18 protein-coding genes are annotated in these 19,344 nt (G+C 71.0%); 7 read left to right on the forward strand and 11 right to left on the reverse strand.

Annotated features, from left to right (window positions below; translation table 11 throughout):
- Positions 1-431 precede the first annotated feature (431 nt).
- Both VFL28_02730 and VFL28_02735 read right to left on the reverse strand, forming a co-directional pair.
- Positions 432-2,309, reverse strand: coding sequence for a bifunctional homocysteine S-methyltransferase/methylenetetrahydrofolate reductase (locus VFL28_02730; GenBank protein HET7263557.1), 1,878 nt, complete (start codon positions 2,307-2,309; stop codon positions 432-434).
- A complete protein-coding gene (locus VFL28_02735) occupies positions 2,306-3,049 on the reverse strand; it encodes a hypothetical protein (protein ID HET7263558.1) in 744 nt (247 codons plus the stop codon). The genes VFL28_02730 and VFL28_02735 overlap by 4 nt, the downstream gene beginning before the upstream one ends.
- 215 nt (positions 3,050-3,264) lie before the next feature.
- On the opposite strand from VFL28_02735, the gene VFL28_02740 reads away from it, so the two are divergent.
- The 3 genes from VFL28_02740 to VFL28_02750 are packed head-to-tail and all read left to right on the forward strand — an operon-like array spanning position 3,265 to position 7,005.
- Positions 3,265-5,049, forward strand: a complete 1,785-nt coding sequence (locus VFL28_02740) for an ABC transporter ATP-binding protein (protein ID HET7263559.1) — start codon at positions 3,265-3,267, stop codon at positions 5,047-5,049.
- Entirely contained in the window at positions 5,046-5,981 is a 936-nt protein-coding gene (locus VFL28_02745) for a glycosyltransferase family A protein (protein ID HET7263560.1), read from the forward strand. The genes VFL28_02740 and VFL28_02745 overlap by 4 nt, the downstream gene beginning before the upstream one ends.
- Positions 5,971-7,005 (forward strand): glycosyltransferase, encoded by a 1,035-nt coding sequence (locus VFL28_02750; GenBank protein ID HET7263561.1) that lies wholly within the window; start codon positions 5,971-5,973, stop codon positions 7,003-7,005. Before VFL28_02745 ends, VFL28_02750 begins: the two co-directional genes overlap by 11 nt.
- Before the next feature lie 6 nt (positions 7,006-7,011).
- Here VFL28_02750 and VFL28_02755 read toward each other — a convergent pair whose 3' ends face one another.
- Genes VFL28_02755 through VFL28_02765 form a run of 3 tightly spaced genes read right to left on the reverse strand, consistent with a single transcriptional unit; the run spans position 7,012 to position 10,995 of the window.
- Positions 7,012-8,589, reverse strand: coding sequence for a glycosyltransferase family 39 protein (locus VFL28_02755; protein HET7263562.1), 1,578 nt, complete (start codon positions 8,587-8,589; stop codon positions 7,012-7,014).
- Positions 8,590-8,618: 29 nt separating this feature from the next.
- Positions 8,619-9,755, reverse strand: a complete 1,137-nt coding sequence (locus VFL28_02760) for a lipid-A-disaccharide synthase-related protein (GenBank protein HET7263563.1) — start codon at positions 9,753-9,755, stop codon at positions 8,619-8,621.
- 28 nt (positions 9,756-9,783) lie between these two features.
- A complete protein-coding gene (locus tag VFL28_02765) occupies positions 9,784-10,995 on the reverse strand; it encodes a hypothetical protein (GenBank protein ID HET7263564.1) in 1,212 nt (403 codons plus the stop codon).
- 92 nt (positions 10,996-11,087) lie between these two features.
- Between VFL28_02765 and VFL28_02770 the strand changes: the two genes are divergently transcribed.
- Positions 11,088-12,068: a GHMP kinase gene (locus VFL28_02770; protein HET7263565.1), complete on the forward strand. Its 981-nt coding sequence runs from the start codon at positions 11,088-11,090 to the stop codon at positions 12,066-12,068.
- Positions 12,055-12,789: an SIS domain-containing protein gene (locus VFL28_02775; protein HET7263566.1), complete on the forward strand. Its 735-nt coding sequence runs from the start codon at positions 12,055-12,057 to the stop codon at positions 12,787-12,789. The genes VFL28_02770 and VFL28_02775 overlap by 14 nt, the downstream gene beginning before the upstream one ends.
- 3 nt (positions 12,790-12,792) lie before the next feature.
- Here VFL28_02775 and VFL28_02780 read toward each other — a convergent pair whose 3' ends face one another.
- Positions 12,793-13,680 carry a hypothetical protein gene (locus VFL28_02780; GenBank protein ID HET7263567.1) on the reverse strand — a complete coding sequence of 296 codons (888 nt, stop codon included), beginning with the start codon at positions 13,678-13,680 and terminating at the stop codon, positions 12,793-12,795.
- 21 nt (positions 13,681-13,701) lie between these two features.
- On the reverse strand, positions 13,702-14,577 hold the full coding sequence (locus VFL28_02785) for a M48 family metalloprotease (GenBank protein ID HET7263568.1): 876 nt from the start codon (positions 14,575-14,577) through the stop codon (positions 13,702-13,704).
- Positions 14,578-14,721: 144 nt separating this feature from the next.
- Here VFL28_02785 and VFL28_02790 point away from each other — a divergent pair, with 144 nt between their 5' ends.
- Positions 14,722-15,387, forward strand: a complete 666-nt coding sequence (locus VFL28_02790) for a molybdenum cofactor biosynthesis protein MoaE (GenBank protein HET7263569.1) — start codon at positions 14,722-14,724, stop codon at positions 15,385-15,387.
- 4 nt (positions 15,388-15,391) lie between these two features.
- Here the strand turns inward: VFL28_02790 and VFL28_02795 are convergent, their stop codons facing one another.
- A complete protein-coding gene (locus VFL28_02795) occupies positions 15,392-16,420 on the reverse strand; it encodes a zinc-binding dehydrogenase (protein ID HET7263570.1) in 1,029 nt (342 codons plus the stop codon).
- Between the two features lie 101 nt (positions 16,421-16,521).
- On the opposite strand from VFL28_02795, the gene VFL28_02800 reads away from it, so the two are divergent.
- A complete protein-coding gene (locus VFL28_02800; GenBank protein HET7263571.1) occupies positions 16,522-17,208 on the forward strand; it encodes a hypothetical protein in 687 nt (228 codons plus the stop codon).
- A gap of 218 nt (positions 17,209-17,426) precedes the next feature.
- On the opposite strand, the gene VFL28_02805 is transcribed toward VFL28_02800, so the two are convergent.
- The 3 genes from VFL28_02805 to VFL28_02815 are packed head-to-tail and all read right to left on the reverse strand — an operon-like array spanning position 17,427 to position 19,334.
- Positions 17,427-17,807 (reverse strand): hypothetical protein, encoded by a 381-nt coding sequence (locus tag VFL28_02805; GenBank protein HET7263572.1) that lies wholly within the window; start codon positions 17,805-17,807, stop codon positions 17,427-17,429.
- A gap of 52 nt (positions 17,808-17,859) precedes the next feature.
- Positions 17,860-18,744 carry an LptA/OstA family protein gene (locus VFL28_02810; protein ID HET7263573.1) on the reverse strand — a complete coding sequence of 295 codons (885 nt, stop codon included), beginning with the start codon at positions 18,742-18,744 and terminating at the stop codon, positions 17,860-17,862.
- A complete protein-coding gene (locus VFL28_02815) occupies positions 18,741-19,334 on the reverse strand; it encodes a Fur family transcriptional regulator (GenBank protein ID HET7263574.1) in 594 nt (197 codons plus the stop codon). The genes VFL28_02810 and VFL28_02815 overlap by 4 nt, the downstream gene beginning before the upstream one ends.
- Positions 19,335-19,344: the final 10 nt, after the last annotated feature.

A 19,344-nucleotide genomic window follows, 5' to 3' on the forward strand; every position in this document is an offset into this window, starting at 1 on the left:
TCTTCCGGTGACGCCTCGACTGTACGTACGTGGGGCCGTCCCGGCAGGGTTCCAGATTTGTTATGCCCCGTGATGCGGGTATCGGCGCAATGCCGGCCCTTCAGGTCGGATCGCAGTCGTACACATAGGTCTGATCACGATTGTGAAGTGTATCCTCCGCCCGGAAGCACGATTCCGCATCGGGGAACACGCGCTGCGTCTTCACCCACGTGAGAGACATGCTCGGGCGTCTGTAGAGCGCCCATGCCTTTCCCGCGGCGGGGGGCGTCGGAGGTAGCGGCGCCGCTGTCGCCGCCCCCCGAGGCGGCGCCGTTGCCTCCAAGTGCGCCGCGTTCACGACGTACCCGACCACCGCGGCCACCGCAGCCGCTCTTTTCAAGACGTGCCAGCGACGTTGGGATCCGGGCATGTGTCCACCGGCTTTGGCGCGATCAGATTCGGGCGATCTTTCCTTCCGTCCCGACGCGCGCGCGAATCTCGCGCACCAGCGCCGCGCACACCTCGTACCGTCCGAACGACGGCATGAGGTAGGCACCGTCGATCCGCGCGACGAGACCGTCCAACAGTTCCCGGGCCAATCGGAAGCCCTCGTCGCGACCGGCGTTACCGGCGACCCGCATGCGATCCCGCACCCAGTCGGGGATCGTGATGCCGGGCACCTCATTGTGTAAGAATTCGGCATGGCGGAAGCTCTGAAGAGGCAGCACGCCGACCAGCACCGGCACCGGCAGCCGCCCCACCCGTCGCTCAAACAGGTCCAGCGTCTCCGGCTCGTAGATCGGCTGCGTCATGAAGAAGTCCACGCCCGCCTCGAGCTTCTTTTCCATCTTCGGCAGTTCGCGGTCGAGCGTAGCGGTCGTCATGTCGAGCGCCCCGCCGATGAGGAATCGCGCCGGGTGTCCGATCGATTTCCCGGCGAGGTCGAGGCCCTCGTTGAAGCGCTTGATGATTCGCATCAGGCCGGCGCTGTCGACGTCGTAGACCGCGGTGACGTTTGGGTAGTCGCCGCGCGGCGGTTCCCCGGTCAGCGCAAGCACGTTGCGCACGCCCATCGCGTGCGCGCCGATCAGGTCGGCCTGCAGGCCCACGACGTTGCGGTCGCGGGTCGTGAAGTGAATGATCGTTTCAATCCCGACGTGCCGCTGGATCAGGTAGCACATCGCGAGCGCGCTCATCCGCACGCGGCCGATCGGGCTGTCGCCGACGTCGATGACGTCCGCGCCCGCCTCTTTGAGCAGCCGCGCGCCCTCGAGGTCCTTGGTAGCGTCGAGGCCCTTCGGCGGATCCACCTCCACGCTGATGACGAACGACCGGTGCAGCTTCTGCGCGAGCTCGCTCGGCTGGCCGACCGCCGGCGGCGCCTCGTCGCGCGGAGCCGCCGGCGCCGCCTCCGGAACGGCCCGCTCACGCGCCGCGGCGACCTGCGCGATCGCCCGTCGGATCGCCGCGATGTGCTCCGGCGTCGTGCCGCAGCAGCCGCCGATCAGCCGGACACCCACGTCGACCATCTTCTTCGCGTAGGTCGCCATGTGTTCGGGCGACGACAGGTAGATGTACCGGCCCTCGACGAACGTCGGGAACCCGGCGTTCGGCTGTGCCGAGAGCGGTACGTGCGCGACGGACGACATCTGCTGAATGACCTCGAGCATCGGTACGGGGCCGACGCTGCAGTTGGCGCCCACGAGGTCGGCGCCGGCGCCCTCGAGGGCGGCGACGACCTCCGCGGCGCCGTGGCCGTATTGGGTACGGCCGTCCTCCGTGAACGTCATCTGCGCGACGAGCGGCAGGTCGCAGGCCTCGCGCGCCGCCGCGACCGCCTCGAGCAGCTCGCTCAGGTTGGCGAACGTCTCGAGGATCAGAATATCCACCCCGCCCTCGACGAGCGCGTCGATCTGGGCGCGAAACGCGCTCCGGGCCTCCGCCGGCGTGATCCGTCCAAACGGCGCCATCGGGCGTCCGAGCGGCCCCACGGACCCGGCGATAAAGAACGCGCGGCCGAAGATGTCGCGCGTCTCCTTCGCGATCTTGGCGCCCTGCCGGTTGATGTCCCGGACGCGGTCGGCGAGGCCGTGCTGAGTGAGCTTGAAGGCGTTGGCCCCGAACGTATTGGTCTCGATGATCTCGGCGCCGGCGCGCAGGTAGTCGAGGTGGATGTTGAGGACACGCTCGCGGTCGGTCAGGTTCAGCGCGTCGAAGCAGTGGTCAAACGGCACGCCCCTCGCGTAGAGCAGCGTGCCCATCGCACCGTCGCACAGTAGCGGTCCGCGCGCGAGCCGGGCGCGGAACGGGTGTGAAACGGCGGCGGTCACGGGACGAGCTGGAGCGGCGGTCCCCCGCAGGCGTTGCAGGGCTGGGCGAAGTCGCGCTGGCTGCTGAGCACGAAGCCCTCCGGCGTCTGCTTGAACGTGCGGATCTTGAACTGCACGGGCCACGTCCGAAAGTCGACGACCGGGTTGATCTGGCGCTCGAGGTTCGCGGCCAGGACGTACGGCACCGGGATCGAGTTCACCGACAGCGCCTGGATGTGGAAGAACACCTCCGGATCACCGTAGACCTGGAAGACGCCCTGCATCCGGACGCGCGCCGGCACCCCGTTGTAGACGACCGTGGCCGCGCCGGTGATCGCCTCGGCGTTCACGCCCAACTGCACGTCCTTGACCGCCGCCTGCTTGTTTAGGTAGTCCTGGACCGCGGCGAGCGATAGCCTGCCGTAGATCGCGTTGTCGCGGATATCCGTGACCTTCAGATTGCCGCGCTTGAGTTCCGCCGGATCAAACGATACGCCGACGAGCTTGATCCACAGTTCGTCGATCAGCATGCCCTTGATGATGACGTGGCGCCCGTAGACGCTCACGCGCGCGTAGCCGCCGTCGTAGATGTCCGGGATCGCTTCCATGTGGATCAGCGGCGGATCACCGAGCAGGTGGCTGAACAGCGTTCGCAGCTCCGGCGTCGACGTGCTCTGCGGCTCGGCCCCGGCGGGCACCAGCAGCCCGGCGACGAAGGCGACCACGGTCAGGAATGCGAGACACCGGGAAACGCGAGCCATCCGACCCCCCTCGGTACACGCGGTCCGGCCGAGCGTACGCGCCCGGCCGTGCCCAACCGACTAACTATACCATGAAACGCCCCGGGACCGCGGTCAAACCGAGGCCGAAATTCCCAACGATCGCCGGCGCACGCCCTCAAAGTCGCGCCGTCGCTGCTTCATTCATGCCCTTATCCTGCCCGATTCCGGACCCGCGCGGCGTGTATAATGGCGGCATGGCCGACCTGCGGCGGCTCGCGGTGTTTCTGCGCCCGTATATGGTCCAACTGGTCGGGGGCGTCAGCGCGGCAGTGCTGGTCGCCGTCGCCTGGCTGTACGTGCCCCGGTATCTCGGCGAGCAGGCGGACCGCGTCATCCAGACCGGCAGCCTCGGCATCCTCAACCACGCCGCGCTCATCGTGCTCGGCATCTACGCGTTCCGCAGCATCTGTCTCTACGTACAGTTGTCGCTGCTCGCGTTCGTCGGGCACCGCCTCGTCGCCGATCTGCGGGCGCGCATTTTCCAGCGCGTGCAGCGCTGGTCGCTCGCGCGGTTTGCCGCGTGGCACAGCGGCGAAGTGATCTCGCGCACGATTCAGGACACGCAGCTCGTCGAGCAGCGCCTGCTCGGCGGGATCGTGGACGTGATCACCACCGCCCTCACGCTGGCCGGCATCATCGTGATGGTGTTTCTGATCAACTGGCGGCTCGCCGTGCTCACCTTCGTCGCGCTGCCGGCGTTCGTGCTCGCGGCGCGCCTCTTCGGCCGCGAGGTGCACAAGATCTCCGCCCGGGCGCAGCGGCAGGTGGCGTCGCTCACCGCGCTGATCAAGGAGTCGGTGATCGGGGCGCGCGTGATCCGTGCGTTCGTCCAGGAAGGACGCGAGGAGCAGCGGTTCGATCGAGAGAACGAGCGCACGTTCCTGGCCAACTACGGGATCCGGCGGCTGATCGCGGTGGAGGTGTCGTTGGTCAGCCTCCTCACCGCCCTCGCGCTGGTGCTCGTGCTGTGGGCCGGTGCGCAGTACGTGGCGCGCCACGAGATGACCCCGGGGTCGCTGCTGGCGTTCCTGGGATACCTCGCGCTGGCGATGGACCCGGCGATGAGCCTCACGCGCCTGTACTCCGAAGCGCGGCAGGCCATGGCCGGGCTCGAGCGCGTCTACGAGCTGCTCGACGTCCCTGAGACGGTGCGGGACTCGGCGGACGCGATCCCCATGCCGCGCATCGCCGGGCGGGTGCGCTTCACGAACGTCTCGCTCGCGTACGAGCCGGACCGGCTCGCCCTGCGCACCATCACGTTCGAGGTGGAACCGGGCGAGCACGTCGCCATCGTCGGGCCGAGCGGCGCCGGCAAGACCAGCCTCGTGAACCTCATCCCGCGCTTCTACGATCCGACCGGCGGGACGGTGGCGATCGACGGCCACGACCTCCGGCGCGTCCGGATCGCCTCGCTGCGCGCGCAGATCGGACTCGTGCCGCAGGAGACGATCCTGTTCGCCGGCACCATCGCAGAGAACATCGCCTACGGCCGGCCGTCGGCGTCGCGCGCGGAAATCGAAGACGCGGCGCGGGTGGCCAACGCGCACGGCTTCATCGCCGCCCTGCCGCGCGGCTACGACACCTCCCTCGGCGAGGACGGAATGCAGCTCTCGGGCGGGCAGCGCCAAAGGCTCGCGCTCGCGCGCGCCGTGCTGCTCGATCCGGCCGTCTACATCCTCGACGAGGCGACGTCCGCCCTCGACGCGGAGTCCGAGGAGGCGATCCAGGAGGCGATGGCCCGGCTCACCGAACGGCGCACGACCTTCATCGTCGCCCACCGCCTCTCCACCGTGCGCAGCGCCGACCGCATCATCGTCATGCTGGACGGCCGGATCGTCGAGACCGGGCGCCACGACGAGCTGGCGTCGCACGAAGGACCCTACAGCCGGCTCGTCCGCAGCCAGCTGCTCGAAGAGGCGGCGCCCGTGCCGGCCGGAACCGCGCGCCGCGCGGGCGAGACGCCGGCGGCCGCCCCTTGAGCCTCACCGCGAGCGTCATCACCCCGACGCGCAACCGGGCCGCGATGGTGGCCGGTTGCCTGCGCTATCTCTCCGAGCAGACGCTCGCGCCCGATCGCTACGAGATCCTCGTCGTCGACGACGCGTCGACCGACGAGACGCGCGGCGTGATCGAGGCCGCGGTCCGGACATCCCGCTGCGCGGTGCGGCCGTTCTTCCTCACCGAGCGCAAAGGCGTGCCGGGAGCGCGCAACCACGCCATCCGGCAGGCGCGCGGGGACGTCATCGTCTTCGTCGACAGCGACAATTTCGCGGCGCCGACGTACCTCGCGGCGCATCTCGCGATCCACGAGGCGCACCCGAAGGCGGTCGGCCGCGGCCCCGTCATCCTCACCCGGTCGATCGACCGGCCCTTTGCGGTCCGCGCCGGGATCCTCGACCTGTCGACGGCCTACTTCGATACGGACAACGCGTCGGTGCGGCGCACGCACCTCGACCGGGCGGGCCTGTTCGACGAGGTGTTCTATCCGTACGGCTGGGAAGGCCTCGATCTGGGATTCCGCCTGCGCAAGCTCGGCCTGCGGCGGTTCTACCGCCGCGACGCCGCCCTCTACCACTATCACGAGGAGGTCTCACCCGGCAGCCTCGACGGTCTGCTCCGGAAAGAGGCCGACCGTGCGCGGACCGCGTGGCTGTTCTACGAGAAGCACCCCACGCTCGAGGCGCGCTTCGCGCTGCAGTTCACGCCCTTTCACTTGGCGCTGAACTCGGTGCAGCGGCTCTTCGGCCTCGTCGGGCCCGAGAACGTGGAGGGATGGGTGCGCCGGGCGGACCGCGCCGGCATGCCGGGCCTCGGGCGGCTGCTCCTGTCGGGCGTGCTGAACGCCCACTACCTGGCGCACCTGCTCGAGAACGGTCAGATGCGCCCCGGGTCGCGCGCGCATGGAAATTAGCGTCGTCATCCCCACCTACAACAACCGCGACGTCCTGCGGGAAACGGTCCGGCATCTGCGCGGGCAGACGCTGGCCGCCGATCTTTACGAAATTGTCGTCGTCGACGACGGCAGCACCGACGGCACGGCCCAGATGCTCGACGAGTTGGCCGCGCAGCCGGGCGCGGCCGTCCGCCGCGTGAGCCAGGCAAACCGCGGACGCTCCGCCGCGCGCAACCTCGGGGTCCGGACGGCCCGGGGCCGGATCGTCGTCTTTCTCGATTCCGACTTGTGGGCCGCCCCGACGCTGCTCGCCGAGCATCACGGCCACTACCCGCCCGGCGCCGCCCGGCGCGGCGTCCAGGGCCGGACGGTCACACATCCCGAGTCGCGCGTCACCCCGTTCATGCTGGTCAAGGAGATGACGCCGGACCTCACGATCCGGCGGCGCCGCGACCTCTCGCCCTTCCACGTGACGACGCGCAACTGCTCGATGCTGCGGGAGGACGTGCTGGACGCCGGCGGGTTCGACGAAACGTTCAGCGGGTACGGTTGGGAGGACATCGAGCTCGCGATCCGGATGCACGAGCGCGGGACCCGGTTCGAGTACGAACCGCGGGCGCTCGGCCACCACCACCACGTCGAAGACCTGATGGGCGTGCGCGAGAAGCTCCGGCAGGCGGGCGTCGGGGCGGTCTACTTCTGGCGGAAATACCGCCGGGCGGCGCGGATCGGCATCTTTCTCGAAATCGCGTCGTTCATGCTGCCGGTGAAGTGGCTGGTGTACCGGACGCCGCTGATCGCGCCGTGGATCTGGTGGATCGTGCCGCGGGCGGAAAAGCGCCGGTGGCTCTTGATCCTCAATGAATGTTACAGCTTCTTGCTCTGGGACGCGTTTTACGAGGGCGTGTTTCGGGCGCTTCGCACGCCGGACCCGACACCGGACGGCGCCGTGTCGCCCGGGGCCGTGCGGCCCGCGACCGGCCGCGGCGACGTCACCTATGTAACGCCGGCGACGGGACGGACGGAGGAGTCGGCCAGGTAGCAGGCGCTACGGGCACTTGAGGCCGGCCGGCTTCACGAGCACGTCGATCCCGTCACGCCCCGTTAACCGCGCGAGACCCGTCGGAAGCGCGACGCGCGCCCGCTCCGACGCGGCGATGACGATGAACGCCCGGCCCGGCAGGCACGCGTCGTTGGCCAGTTCCAGCGGCGTGTCCAGCCACTCGACGCGGTGCCCCGAGTAGTAGATCAACGACGAGTAGATGTCCAGCCGGTATCCGAGGATGCGGTCGCCGGGCCGCCATGCCGCAGCGATCGCCCGGGCCGCGACGGGCATCGGCTTCTGCGTCTCGACGAGCGGCATGACCCACCTGATGACGCCGAGCCACGTCAGGGCCATCGCGGCGCACAGCGCCGCGAGCGCGCCGGCCCGGCGCCCGGTGACCAGCAGTGCGATCGCGACCGCGACGCCGGCGGCAAGCGCGACGGCGGGCGGAATCAACACCCGGCTGAACTCGCGGTACTGCTGCGGGTACAGGTGACCGAGGTAGCGGCCGATGCCCGCCTCGAGCGCGGCGACGACAACGCCGAGCAGCACCGCGGAGATCACGAGCCACCCGGCGCGCGTCTGCGGCGCGCGGTCGAGCACCCCGTCCCACATCGCCGCCACGCCGACCGCGGCGAGCGGGTAGACCGGCAGCACGTAGTTGGGCAGCTTCGTCTGCGCGAGCGAATAGAAGACGATCACGATGCCGCACCAGAGCAGCACGAAGAGGCTGCCGTCCTCGCGGCGGCGCCGCCAGTGCCAGACCGCGGCCGCGGGCCAAAAGGCGGTCCACGGGAATCCCCCGATGACGAGAATGGGGAGGTAGTAGTACCACGGCCCCGCCTGGTTCTCGACCACGCCGAAGAACCGGCCGACGCCGTAGTAGCCGAGCACCGTTCGAACGAAGGTTCCTCCGTGCAGCGCCGCCTCGGCGGCGTACCAGGACAGGCCGATCACGGCGTACAGGACGAGCCCGGCCGCCCACGGGACTTCGCGCCACCGCCCCCAGGCGCGGCGCCCCGAGACGAACGCCGCCATCGCGAGACCCGGCAGCACCAGCCCGATCGGGCCTTTCGTCAGCGTGGCGAGCCCGGCCAAGATGAAAAATCGGAGATAGTCGCGGCGACGCCCGGTCTGGTAGCCCCGCACGGCCGCGTACGCCGCGAGCAGCATGAACGCGAGCAGCACGGTGTCGAACACGGCGAGACGGGACTGCACGAGGAAGTGAAACGTCACGGCGAGCACCGCGCCCGCGAGGATGCCGGTCCGCGCGTTGAAGAGCGCGCGGCCGAGCAGCATCGTCGCGTACACCGCCGTCACGCTGAACACGCCGGACCACAACCGCACCGTGAGGGTGCTGAAGCCGGCGATGCGGCCGGTCGCCGCGGTCAGCCACATGTAGAGCGGCGGGTGCACGTACCACGGGGCGCCGTTCACGTGCAGGGTGATCGGGTCGCCGGTCTGGAGGATCTCGCGCGCGACCTGCGCGTACTTCGTCTCGTCCTGGTCCCACAGCGTTCCCGCGCCGAGCCGGTAGAACGTGAGAACGACGGCGGCCGCCAGCACGGCCGCGGCCCACACGCGTTCACGGTCCCGCATCGGCCGCCGGGCTAGGCCGCGAGCCGCTCGAGGAGATACCGGGCGATCGCGGCGGCGCCACCCGGACCGCCCTGCCGGTCACGGCCGACCCGTCCCCGCCGCTCGCGCTCCGCCGGATCACGCAAGAGGCGCAGGACCGCCGCGGCGGCCTCCTCGGGGGAGGCCACCGCGACCAGCGCGTCGCCGAGCAGGCGCTGCTGTTCCGCGAGAAACGCCGGCGTGAATTGCGGGCCGGTCCCCGGAAACGCCACGATCGGCTTGCCGAGCCCCGCCGCCTGCTCGTGCGCCGCTCCGGCCATGCCGAGGACCAGAGCGCCCCGCGCGAGCGCGTCGGCGAAGTGCGCGGAGTCGACCGTCACGTCGAGCGGACCCATCCGGAAATGCCGAGGGTCCGTCCACGCGCCGCCCGCCGCTTCGACCGTCCGCCGCAGGCGTTCGGGCGCGAGGTTGGGCGGCCAGGCGACCAGCACGGCCGGCGCGGGCGTCAACCGGGCCGCCGCGAGATCCATCGCGCGGAGCAGCAGGACGAGGTTGTCGAACGCGGGCGGCTTGCTGCCCGGCAGGACCGTGACGACGGGCCGGGTGTCGGCGAGGCCGAACCGCTCGCCCGTAAGCGCGAGCGTGTCCATCAGCGTGAAGCCGACGTATGCCGCCGCGATGCCCTGCCGGCGCAACGCGTCCGCCGTGACCTCGTCCCGTGCGAACACGCGCGCGGCGTACCGCCGGATCAGCGACCGCTCGAGCGGCGAGTGCGGCGCGACGTACTCGGACTTCGGGAGCGCGAGATACACGGTGGGGCCGCCGGCCGCCGCGGCCATGCCGAGGCAGTAGACGTCGCCCGCCGCCAGCACGAGCCCCGCCCGTCCCCGCTGCGCGCGCAGCGTTTGCCGCTGGCGGCGCCAGAACGCCACCCAGCCCGCCCGCACGTCCTCCCACATGCTGCGCCATCCGGCGCGGAGGCCGAAGCCGCCGCTTGGAAAGTCGCGCCGCGGATCGAGGAGCTCCACGCCCGCGGGATAGGCGTGGCCGAGGCCGACGAGCGGGAAGGCGGCCACCTGGACGCGGCCCGGCGGCAGCGCCCGGACGATCTGCGCCGCCTCGAGGTCCTCGCCGTAGCCGTTGCTGACGATCAGCAGACGCGGCGTCACGCCGAACGCGGAACTCCGTCCGAACGAGTCACGCGAGCACCGCGGGGCGCCCGGTGGCCGCCGTCAGCGCCGGCGCCATGACGTCCAGCATGCGCTCGGCGACGCCGGGCGGCGTGTGGTACACGTCGCGAAGATCGCGCGCGGTCGTCTCGAGGCCGCCGCGGTCGTCGAGCATCGCGAGCGCGCGCCGCGCCACGTCCGCCGGGTCGAGGCGTCCGACCATCTCCGGCACGATCATGCGTCCCGCCTCCCGGTTGGGCCAGGCCAGCGCGTGCGGCCGGCGCAGAAACCGCCACGCCATCACGCCTTTGATGGCGCCGCCGAGCCCCGGAATCCGGGCGAGCCACTCGCTCAGGCCTTCGGTCCGGATCCGGCCCGGCCGGTCGAGCGGCAGCACGACGAGCATCGGCACACCCAGGACCGCGAGCTGCACGGTGTTGGTGCCGGGCAGCGTGATCGCGAGGTCGGCGTTCGCGGCGGCGCCGAGGTCGTCGCCGTCGACGATGGTGATGCCGAGCCGTCGGAGGTCCGCGCGCCGGCCGTCGAGGGCGCTGTCGATCGCGTCGCGGCGGAGGAACGGGGACGCGATCAACGTGAAGGCGAGGTCGCCGCGGCGTGCGTGCATCGCGTCGACGGTCCGCAAGAGGAACGGCAGGAACCCGCCCACGATCCAGCGCCGGCTGCCCGGAAAGAGCGCGACCCGCACGCCGTCGTGCGCCGGCCGGACCGTCGACCGCGCCCGGGCCAGCGCGTCGACGCGGAGGTCCCCGGCGACGGCGACCCGATCCGCGCGCACGCCCGCCGCCGCGAGTTCGTTGGCCAGGATCTGCGACGGCACGAAGACACCGGCGAAGCGATGCGCCCGCGACCGGATCAACGCGGTTTCGACGTAGGCGTACGCGGGCACGCCGGCACGGCGGGCCACCGTCGACGAGTACCACAGGTCGCCGCCGAGGTGCAGTACGCAGCCGGGAGCGGCGAGCGCAAGCCGCCGGAGCCCGGTCACCACGGCGAGCGTGTCCCGCGGGCCCAGCACGCGGGCGAAGAGCCCCTGACGCCGGGCGAAGGCCGCTTCCTGGCCGCTCGCAAACTGGCACGGCGGCAGCACGAGCGACAGCGTGAGCGCCTCGCCGCGGGCGGCGGCCCACGCCCTCGCGGCGCGCGCCATCGGCACGGCCCACGTCGAGACTTCGCCGGGGCCGCTCGAGACGATGACGAGTTCCGCGGACGGGCGCGCCACGCCTGGATTATAACGCGCAAGATCCCCACCCACCGTGTCTCATTGTACACGAAGCCCAGGACTTCACGGCAGCGGGCCGAATGTGTTGCGCCGTGATTATCACGCGCACGCCGCTGCGGATCAGCTTCGCCGGCGGCGGCTCCGACTTTCCCGCCGTCTACCGCCGCGGATTCGGCGCCGTCGTCGCGACGGCGATCAACAAGTACATGTACATCACGGTCAACCGCAAGTTCGACGAGAAGATCCGGGCGAGCTACTCGATCACCGAGATGGTGGACCGCGTCGACGACCTCAAGCACGAACTGATCCGCGAGGCGCTGCGCATGACCGGAATCGCCGGCGGCATAGAGATCACGTCGATCTCCGACATCCCGTCGCGCGGCACCGGCCTTGGATCCTCGAGCACCTACACGGTCGGCCTCCTGCACGCGCTCCACGCCTTCGCCGGGCGCCACGCCGGCGCGAAGCGGCTCGCGGAGGAAGCGTGCGCGATCGAGCTCGACCGTCTCGGCAAGCCGATCGGCAAACAGGACCAGTACATCGCCGCCTACGGCGGCCTGCAGTTCGTCCGGTTCGAGCCGGACGGCGTGCTCATCGAGCCGCTGCTGCCGGGCGAAGCGTTCCGGCGCGACCTCGAGGCGCACCTCGTCTTGCTCTATACCGGGCTCACCCGGCGCGCCGATTCGATTCTCGCCGAGCAGCGGCGAAACTTGGAGGACGGCGACGCGACGCTCGACGACGCGATGCGCCTTCGGGACCTGGCGCTCGACCTGCGCACGGCGGTCCTCGACCGCCGGATCGGCGCGGTGGGCGAGATCCTCGACGCCGGGTGGAAGATCAAGCGCGGGCTCGCGAGCGGAATCTCGAACCCGCAAATCGACGAATGGTACGATCGGGCGCGGGCCGCCGGCGCCATCGGCGGGAAGCTCGTCGGCGCCGGCGGCGGCGGGTTCTTGCTCCTCTTTGCCCCGCCCCGGGATCAACCGCGGATCGTGGAGCGGCTTCCGGAGCTGCGCCGCATCCCCATCCAGCTGGAACCGTTTGGGAGCCGCATCATCTATGTCGAAGAGTAAGCGCCGGCCGGCCGCGCGCGGCGGCGCGAAAAGTCCGGCCAGGCGTCCTGGTGCCGGCGTCGCTCAGGTCGCGGCGGGCGCCGCGCGGGCGGCGATGGACGATCATGTCTTCCGGCTCCGGGCGGCGCTCGCGGCCGTGGACACCCCGGATCTCGTCGCGTTCGCGGAACGGCTCTGGCAGACCGCGCGCGCCGGCGGGCTTATTCTCATCGCCGGGAACGGCGGCAGCGCCGCGAACGCCTCGCACATGGCGGTTGACCTCGGCAAGTCGTCGCTCGGCCGGCCGCCCCGAGCCGGCGCGCCGCGGGTGCGCGCGCTGGCGCTCAGCGAGGCGGTGGGCACGCTGACGGCCTGGGCCAACGACGACGCCTACGAGAGCGCGTTCGCCGAGCAGGTCACGACGCTCGCCGGCGCCGGCGACGCGGTGCTGCTGCTCTCCGTCAGCGGGCACTCGCCGAACATCACCGCCGCGGCGCAGGCGGCCCGCGACGCGGGCGCGAGCGTGTTCGCGCTGCTCGGCGGAGACGGCGGCGCGGTGCGGGCGTTGGCCGACCACGCGATCGTCGTGCCGAGCGACGACTACCAGATCGTCGAGGACGCGCACCTCGCGATCAACCACATGCTGACCACGTACATTCGCCTCGCCCTGGGGGTCCGCACGCCGCGTGTCGCGGCGCCGGCGGCGCCGCCCAAGGCGCGGCGCCGCCGGCCGCGCGGGTAACCGTTACACCGGGTTGATCCAGAATGCCTGCGACCACGCGGTCGCGGGGACGCCCATCCGGGTCGTCGTGCGTCCGGCGCACTCCACCCTGACGAATTGCTCATCGCCCGCCGGCTCGTAGGTGGCGGACGGACCGGACAGCTCTGCGCGGACCGCATCCGACGCGTCGAGAAACCGGATCACCGGCGCGTCGGTCCGGACGGCGATCGCCCCGTCCCGCACGCCGAACTCCGCGGCCGGTCCCGTCGACGCGTAGAAGGCGAGCGAGCGCAGCGCATCGAGGAACGTCCCCGCCGCCACGTCGGGCGTCTTCACCATCACCCACCCTGTGTTGAGATCCCGCCGGCGGTGCAGGTCGTCCGCCGCCACCGCCCCGACCGCGCCCGCGGGTCCGCGGCGCCGCAGGGCGGCCGTCCAGCGTCGAAGATCGGCGCAGGTGCCGCTGTGATGGTTGCTGATCTCGACGAGATGGTAGCCGCGAAGCGCCACCATCTCGTCGGCCGACCAGCGCCCCGTCCACAAGTTGCCGCTCCAGGAGGGATGATGCAGCGACACGACGCCGCCCGCGGCCGCGGTCGCGTCGACACAGGCCTGCGCGCCGCGCGGCGCAAGCGATCCCGGCGCGCCGAGACGGCCCATGTGGGGCCCGAGCGGGCGGAACGGACGCGCGATCGTGGTCTCCACGCCGGGCAGCGCCAGAAACGCGTCGTCGTTGAAGTCCGCGCACGCCGTGACGCGATTGTGGTCGGTGAAGACCACGAAAGTGTACCCGGCCGCGCGGTAGCGCTCGAGCACGACGCGGGGGTCGTCGCTCCCGTCCGAGCGCGTCGTGTGGCAGTGCAGCTGGGCCTTGCGATAGGTGCCCGGCGCGGCGTACGGATCCGCGATCACGCCCGGGATTTCGGGCCGCGGCTAGTTGTGATCCTGCGCGGGCGTCAGCGCCGGTGCGTCGCCGGGCTGCGCGGGCGCGGATCCGGCGCCCGGCGTGCCGGGCCGCACAGCGGGGGCCGGCTTCACCGGGCACGTGATGTGGTATCCCATCCCGTCGAGCTCCGTGCACAGCGCGCCGATCCGCGCGGGCGTCTCCGGGTGGTCCTCGAACGCGCGGGCCAGGCCCGGCTGCGTCTTTTCTTGAGCCTGCAGCCGCTCGAAGAACGCGATCGACTGCGTCGGGTCGTAGCCGGCTTTGCGCGCGTAGATCACGCCGTAGTGATCGGCCTCGGACTCCTTGTCGCGCGAGAACTTGGCGTCGATCATGTTGCGGCCGATCTGGCTCAGGATGTATGCCGGGTATCCGCCGCCGAACAGCACCTGGGTCACGATCAACGCGCCGAACTGCAGCTCCATGTCCTTCTGTGCCAGATCCACCGCGTGGCGGTGCGCCACGTGCGTCGTCTCATGGCCGATCACGAACGCGAGCTCGTCCTGGGACTTCACAAACCCGAAGAGGCCGCGCGTCGCGAAGACGTAGCCCCCGGGCGCGGCGATCGCATTCACGCTGGTGTCCTTGAGAATGTGGTAGGTCCACGGCAGGTTGGGTCGCTCGGACACCGCGGCGAGCTTGTGCCCGAGTTCGCTGAGGTTCCGCGTGAGCCCCGGATCGTCGACGAAGCCCGGTTTCGCCCGCAGCTGCCGCTCGACTTCGCGGCCGATCTGGATCTCCTGCTGCTCGCTGACGCTGAAGAGCGCCGCGTTCGCGGCCGGCATCGGGCCCGCCACCGGAAACGCGCCCGCGGCCCCAACCGCGGCTGCGAGTGCGGCAATCGCGATCCGTCGAAAGTTGAACACGTCCGCCGTCCCCTCACGGTCCCTGACTTCGGACTGCCGTCTTGTTTCGTAACGCGCTCGCGCCGCCCCCGGTTTCCACGACCGGCGGCCCGCAAGTGGAGTCTTCCCGGAGCGGCCGATGGTTCCTATGCTAGAATCGTGGCCGTGAAGATCAAGGTCCGCCTGTTCGCCTCATACCGGGAAGCCGTGGGCGCCTCGCAGGTCGAACTCCCGCTGCGCGACGACGCCGACGGCGCCGCGCTGTGGGCGGCGCTCGTCGCCCGGTACCCCGGTCTCGAGACCCTCCCGCCGCCGTCCGGATACGCGATCGACGACGAGTACGTGAGCGGCAACCGCCCGCTCCACGGGGCCGCGGAGGTCGCGTTGATTCCGCCGGTCAGCGGCGGCGGTCAGACCGTGACCATCGAGCTGACGGAAGGGCCGATCTCCACGGACCGCGTGCTCGCGGCGGTCGCGGACCCGCGCGCCGGCGCGGTGGTGCTGTTCCTCGGGGTGGTGCGCAACAACGCGCGCGGCCGGCGCGTCGACCATCTGGTCTACGAGGCGTACGACGCGCTCGCCCGCCGGGAGCTCGAGAAGATCGCCGCGGCGGTCGCCGAACGCTGGCCGGTCACCCGCGTCGCGATCACGCACCGCACGGGCCGCTTGGGCGTCGGGGAGACCAGCGTCGCGGTCGCGGTCTCGGCACCGCACCGGGGCGAGGCCTTCGAGGCCGGCCGCTATGCGATCGACACGCTCAAGCAGACCGTGCCCATCTGGAAGAAAGAAGTGTGGGAAGGCGGCGCCGCGTGGATCGGCGCCGGGCGCTGACGCCTTAGGGCTCCAGCACCAGCTTTCCGAAGTGCTCGCTCCGCTCCATCGCTTCGTGCGCACGCCGCGCGTCTTCGAGCGGCCGCGCGTCGTGGACGACCGGACGCAGCCGTCCGGCCTCGACGAGGCGCAGGATCTCGTACATCGTCCCCTTGCCGCCCATGAAGGTGCCGCGGATGAGGAGCTTCCGCGCGAAGACGTAGCGCAGATCCGTCTGCGCGGTGAAGCCGCTCGTCGACCCGCACGTGACGAGGCGTCCCCCGCGGGCGAGCGCCTTGAGGCTCGTCTCCCACGTCGCCTGCCCGACGTGCTCGAAGACGACGTCCACCCCGCGCCGTCCGGTCAGGCGGCGCACCTCGTCGCCCACCTGCTGCGTGGCGTGATTGATGGTCTCGTCGGCGCCGAGGGCTCGGGCCCGTTCGAGCTTCCAGTCCGCGCCGGCGATCGCGATGACGCGCGCGTCGAATTCCTTGGCGATCTGGATCGCGGCGCTGCCGACGCCGCTGCCGGCGCCCCAGACCAGCACGGTCTCCGACGGCCGCACGCGCGCGCCGGCCACCAGCATGTCCCAGGCCGTCAGGAAGACGAGCGGAACCGCCGCCGCTTCACGAAAGGACAGCCGCGCGGGCTTCGGCAGAACGTTGGCCTCGGGCACGGCCACGAGGTCCGCGTAGCCGCCCGGGAGGTGCTCGCCGAGGATCGCGTACTCGCGGCAGAGGTTGTCGTCGCCGCTGAGGCACGCTTCGCAGTGGCCGCAGCTCAGCCCCGGGTTGACGACGACCGCATCGCCGGCCTTGCACGACGTGACGCCCGGCCCGACCGCGGCCACCTCCCCCGCCACGTCGCTGCCGAGCGTATGCGGCAGCGGCAGCTTCATCCCGGGGATGCCGCGCCGCACGTGGATGTCGAGGTGGTTCAACGCGCAGGCGCGCACGCGGACGAGCACCTGATGCGGCCCCGGAACCGGGTCCGGCGCCTCCTCGTAGGTGAGAACCTCGGGGCCCCCGTGCTGGTGGAACCGAACGGCACGCATCGCCGATCCTAGTTCTCGGTGCCGCCGGGGCCGCCCTGCGATGCCGCCGGCCTCGCCTGATCCGTTATACTGAAAACGTCGCCGATAGGAGGATGCCGCTGATGAGTTCGCGTACGCACCGCCGCCGCACGCCGTTCGCCGTCTCCGCCGCGACCGTCCTCGCGTTGTTCGCCGCGCTCCTCGCGGCCGGCGGGCTCACCGCACGGGCGCAGCAGGCGGGCTCGAGCTGGCGCAGCCTGATCCCCGGGCTCAAGGCGCAGGCCGCGCAGCACCCCGATCCCGAAACGTCCTACCGGCTCGCGATGGTGTACGCCCACGAAGGCATGCTGATCGACGGCTGGCACGTCTTCAAACAGATCGACCGGATGGTGGGCGGCGAATCCGGCCGGCCCGCGCTCGAGCGCCGCATCATTCAGCGCGCGTCCGCCGACGTGCAGAAGAACCCGAAGGATCTGCTCGCCCGGTACTCGCTCGCGTTTGCGTCCTGGGTGTCGGGCGATCACGACACGGCCTTCCGGGAGCTGCAGGAGGTGACCCGCCAGGAGCCCGGCAACGCGATGAACCACGGCTACCTCGGGTACGCGTACTCGACCCACAACGACGCGAAGAACACCGTGGCACAGTGGGAAGACGCCGTGCACCTCGACCCGAGCAACAGCGTACTGCACTACATGCTCGGCTCGGCCTACTACCGCACCGGTCGCAACCGCGACGCGGCGATACAGTTCAACCTCGCCTACCGGGACCGGACGCTCTACAACTACATCACGCGCGGCGAGGAGCCGTAACCGAGAACTCTGCATGTTTGTTCGCTTGTATGTATACATATAGTGCACGCGAGTTACACGTGGGTGCCGGGTGGGGTCTTATCGCGACTTGGAGTTCGACCGCAATTTCGGCGCGAGTTTGTGGAGCCTACACAATGGAAGGCTTCGGTGTAGCTCCGGACCCTGTCAACCGTAAATTGGTCCGAGTTCGAGGACTGGCCGTTTAGATCACGGCGGCGCTACCGTCGCCGGACCACCGCGCGCCCGGCGGCGAGCAGCACCCCCCCTGTGAGCGCGGTAATCGACCACGGCAAGCCAAACGCAAGGATCAACACCACGCCGGTCTCCGGCGGCAGTTGCGCGCCCTGCAGGACGCCGATGAAGCGGTCCGCGCCGATCCGCGTCCAGACCGCCCCGACAGCGGCGAGCAATCCGTAGCGCGCCATCGGTGGCGCCGCCCACGCCGCGACCAACCCGGCAATGCCGGGGGAGATCACGGGAAGCCACAGAAGCACGCCGGCAAACGGACCGGCGGGCCGGCCGTTCAGCGACGACCCCGACCCGGCGCTGAGCCCGTCGATCAACTCAAAGACCGCGGCTCCGATGATGACGGCCAGCACCCAGCGGCCGGCTGCGCGGGCCGGACCCCCCGGACCGGGGCGGGCGGTGCGGTTATGGCTTATCGTCGCTCTCGAGGTCGGTGAAGTGGGCGTGCGTCCCGCCCTCGGCGATGAAACGGCGGGTTTGGTAGTAGATCGTGACCTTGTCCGCGGTCAGCGTGCCCTGGCGGCGCGTCACGAAGGTGTGTCCCGTGAACACCGCGACCGACTTGGCGAAATCCACGTTCGCGACGCTCGAGGTGATCGTCGCCCCGTAGACCTCGGCGGTCACCGGGCCGTGGACCGTGGCCCGCTCCTGCTTCTGGTAGAACTCCACCCAGTCGCCGAGGATCCGCCCCACCCGGTTCGACGCCACGACGTGGCCGCTGATGACGCCGTAACGAGCGCCTTGATTGTAGACCAGGCGGTCGCCGTTGACGATGAGGTCGGGCGCCATGAACATCGTGATGTGCCGGTCGGCCACGAGCCGGCCGGCCCCACGGTCGGCGGCGATGCGGTCGGCCTGGAGCGCGTAGTCTTTCGTCTCCGCGCTCGCGCTGCCGGCCATGACGATCCTGCTCACCTGGTTCGCCTGGGTAAAGGTGACCGTGATGTCGTCCCCTCCCGCCTTGCCCTGCGTGTCCGTGAGGACGACGTGGCCCGTCAGCCGGGCCGTGCGGTCGTCGCGCCGGAGGCGCAGAACGTCGGCCGTCGCGACGCCGGTCTGGTACGTGAGCCGAACGTGGCCGCGGGCCGTCAGGCCCGTGCCGGTGTTCGCGAGCACGACCTCATCGGCGGTGATGTTGAGCGGACCTTGCAGGGCCGGGAACGGCTGCGCGCCGGCGGGCACCGGGGCCGCGCGCGCCCGCGGCGACGGGACGGCACCGAGACCGGCGAGGCTCAGCACGATCGCCGCGGCGCCCGCGAGGGCGCGCCGCGGGAAGCGGGACCGCGTCACCCGCGTCCGGCCTGGCTCCGGTCGGCGGCGCGGTCCTCCGGAAGCAGCGCACCGGCTCCGACCTCGCGGCACGCGGCGCAGTAGCCGTAGAACTCGATCCGGTGGCTGACGACGCCGAACGCGGGGTCGGTGAGCCCGGACTGCTCGCGCTCCAGCACCTCCGCCACGCGTCCCTGCGGCAGATCGACGACGGCGCCGCAGCGCAGACAGGTGCCGTGGTAGTGCGGCTGCGGGTTGGCGCAGAAGACGGCGCGCCCGTCGCCGTAGGTCAGCCGGCGCACGATCCCGAGCCGGCCGAGCAGCTCGAGCGTGCGGTATGTCGTCGCGAGGTTCACGGTGGGACACAGCGCGCGGGCGCGGCGGCACACGTCCTCCGCCGGCACGTTGATCCGCCCGGTGCTGAGCAGGCTCTGTAGAATCGCGCGGCGCTGCGGTGTGGCCCGGTAGCCCTGCCGCTCCAGCGCGCGGAGATGAGCCGCGACGCTGCCGGGCCGGCGGCGTCGGGGCGCGCGCCCGACGCCGCGGGCAGGACGGCCGCCGGCCGTGATCGCCGGCGACCGCATCCCCACTTTGTTGGACGGAACCGCCACGGCCGGCCGT

The sequence above is a fragment of the bacterium genome, from assembly GCA_035691305.1.
Classification (GTDB): domain Bacteria; phylum Sysuimicrobiota; class Sysuimicrobiia; order Sysuimicrobiales; family Segetimicrobiaceae; genus DASSJF01.